We start from the raw sequence: 2,666 nt of genomic DNA on the forward strand, positions 1-2,666 counted from the left end.
GGATACAGGAATACATAAAGCACCAACTGGAAGAGGATAAAATGGGTGAGCAGCTCTCGATCCCATATCCGGGCAGCCCGTTTACGGGCAGTAAGTAATCCATAGATGCAAATGTCAGATCGCGATGCGCCTGTTAGGGCGCGGCTGGTAACAGAGCCTTATAGGCGCATATGAAAAACCTCCGGCTATGCCGGAGGATATTTATTTATTCAGACACCGCGCAATGAAATCTCACCACCAATATACGGTTTAATAAGACCATCTTGCTCAAGCAACAATGCGCCCTGAGGATCAATTCCCCGTTCGATGCCATGAATTTCCTGATCACCAATCAGCAATTTAACCGGCCGGTCGAGGAAATTATCTAAGCCCCGCCAGCGGGCAATAAACGGTGTCAGACCTTCCTGTTCAAAATGAATTAAGGCTGAACGCAGCTCTTTCAGTAACGTTGCTGTCAGTTCGTTGCGATCGATATTCACGCCCGCTTCCTGCAAGTTGATCCAACCCTGATTGATGGTATCGGTCGCAGGTTCACGCATTTTGAGGTTAATACCTGCACCAATAACAAGATGAGCAGCATCTCCAGTTTTTCCTGTCAATTCAACGAGGATACCAGCCAGCTTACGGTCATTGAGATAAAGATCATTAGGCCATTTAACCCGGACATCTGCCGCACCCAGGCTATGAAGCACTTCCGCCATAACAATCCCGATCACCAGGCTCAGCCCCATTGCCGCAGCGGGACCTTGTTCCAGTTTCCAGTACATGGAAAGATAAAGATTGCTGCCGAAAGGTGAAAACCACTTACGCCCGCGGCGCCCTCGCCCAGCCTGCTGATATTCCGCAACACAGGCATCACCAGAATTCAGCTGAGCAATCCTGTCCATCAGGTACTGATTAGTTGAATCAATCACCGGCAGGACACTGACTCCACCAGCCGGGAGCATGGCGAGAATCTTCTCCTCTTCCAACAACTGAATAGGATAAGGCAGGCTATAGCCTTTCCCGGGAACCGTGAAGATGTCGACACCCCAGTCCCTTACTGTCTGGATATGTTTATTAATTGCAGCACGACTCATTCCCATAGCAATACCTAACTGCTCACCAGAATGAAACTCACCATCGGCCAAAATTGAGATCAATTGCAGTGGTACTGTAATATCCTTCATGACAGTGCCTCCACGGAATTCACTTCACCTTGTGCGGCAATGAAACGGACTTCAGGTTCAAGCCAAATACCAAATTTTTCGGCAACTGCATCACGAACATATTTCGCCAACGTGCGGACATCATCGCTGCTCGCATGGTCTTTATTAATGAGTACCAGGGCCTGTTTCTCATGCACTGCAGCGCCGCCGATGCTAAAACCTTTCAGGCCGGACTGTTCAACTAACCAACCCGCGGCAAGTTTTACCTGCCCATTAGCTTGTGGATATGATGGCATTGAAGGGTACTGGCTGCTGATTTTCTCTGCAACTAAAGCACTAACGGTTGGATTTTTGTAGAAGCTGCCCGCATTCCCGGTGACGACAGGATCCGGTAATTTGCTGCGTCGCATTGAGCATACTGAATCAAAGATCTCCTGCGGTGTTACAGTCTGAGGATCCAGACGAGTCAGGTCACCATAGGTAAGTTTCGGCAACCATTGTTTCGTCAGCTTCAAACCGACGGCTACGATTGCATAACCGTTTTTATAAGAATGTTTGAATATGCTTTCGCGATAGCCGAACTGGCAATCTTCGTCACTTAAACGCACTAGTTTTTCGGTTTGCAGATCTAAAACATCAACATAATTACAGATGCTTTGCAGCTCAATTCCATAAGCACCAATGTTCTGAATTGGCGCAGAGCCGACACAACCAGGTATCAGGGCCAGGTTCTCCAGCCCCGAAATATTATGTTCCAATGCGTAGCAAACCAGCTCATGCCAGTTTTCCCCGGCACCGACATGCAATAGCCATTCATCAGCGTTTTCAGTCAGTTCAATACCTTTTATCCGATTCAAAACGACCATACCGGCAAAGTCTTCAAGGAAAAGAACGTTGCTTCCTTCACCTAAAAGCAGGAAGGGTTGCTGCTTTTCTTTCGCAGACTTCCAGGCCGTGATCAGCTGTTCTACACTACAAACACTCACGATTTCAGCAGCATGTACAGCAAGGGAAAAGGTATTTCGGGATTGAAGAGAGGTGTCGTCAATCGACATAACTAGATTACTCATTGGTGACTTATTTGAGCTTAGTTTAACCGATTCATTGCCCCCTGACGCATAGTTTTCTGGCAGAGAGGCTGTCAGGAAAGAATGAAAGTGACTAAAAATCCCTTAAAATCTCCCCAAATTTCCCATAGCAAAAAGCCCTGTACGTCAGTACAGGGCTTTCCACTTATTTGATGCCTGGCAGTTCCCTACTCTCGCATGGGGAGACCCCACACTACCATCGGCGCTACGGCGTTTCACTTCTGAGTTCGGCATGGGGTCAGGTGGGACCACCGCGCTACTGCCGCCAGGCAAATTCTGTTTCATTCATAACGCTCACCCCATATCAGGCTTGCACNATTTGATGCCTGGCAGTTCCCTACTCTCGCATGGGGAGACCCCACACTACCATCGGCGCTACGGCGTTTCACTTCTGAGTTCGGCATGGGGTCAGGTGGGACCACCGCGCTAC

General features: G+C 48.6%; 2 protein-coding genes, 2 rRNA genes and 1 pseudogene. 1 reads left to right on the forward strand and 4 read right to left on the reverse strand.

Going from position 1 to position 2,666, the window contains the following annotated elements; all coding sequences use genetic code 11:
• Positions 1 to 98, forward strand: a pseudogene (locus tag KWG64_RS25520) (IS200/IS605 family transposase); the annotation flags it as partial.
• A gap of 111 nt (positions 99 to 209) precedes the next feature.
• Here KWG64_RS25520 and birA read toward each other — a convergent pair.
• From birA to rrf (KWG64_RS25540), 4 genes are all read right to left on the reverse strand, one after another.
• Complete coding sequence (gene birA, locus KWG64_RS25525) at positions 210 to 1,169, reverse strand: bifunctional biotin--[acetyl-CoA-carboxylase] ligase/biotin operon repressor BirA (protein ID WP_195816519.1); 960 nt, start codon at positions 1,167 to 1,169, stop codon at positions 210 to 212.
• On the reverse strand, positions 1,166 to 2,203 hold the full coding sequence (gene murB / locus KWG64_RS25530; protein WP_218523501.1) for a UDP-N-acetylmuramate dehydrogenase: 1,038 nt from the start codon (positions 2,201 to 2,203) through the stop codon (positions 1,166 to 1,168). Before murB ends, birA begins: the two co-directional genes overlap by 4 nt.
• 187 nt (positions 2,204 to 2,390) lie before the next feature.
• A 5S ribosomal RNA gene (rrf, locus tag KWG64_RS25535) occupies positions 2,391 to 2,506 on the reverse strand.
• Between the two features lie 54 nt (positions 2,507 to 2,560).
• Positions 2,561 to 2,666 (reverse strand): 5S ribosomal RNA (gene rrf / locus KWG64_RS25540); the annotation flags it as partial.

The organism is Rahnella sp. PD12R (assembly GCF_019200965.1).
Lineage (GTDB): Bacteria > Pseudomonadota > Gammaproteobacteria > Enterobacterales > Enterobacteriaceae > Rahnella > Rahnella laticis.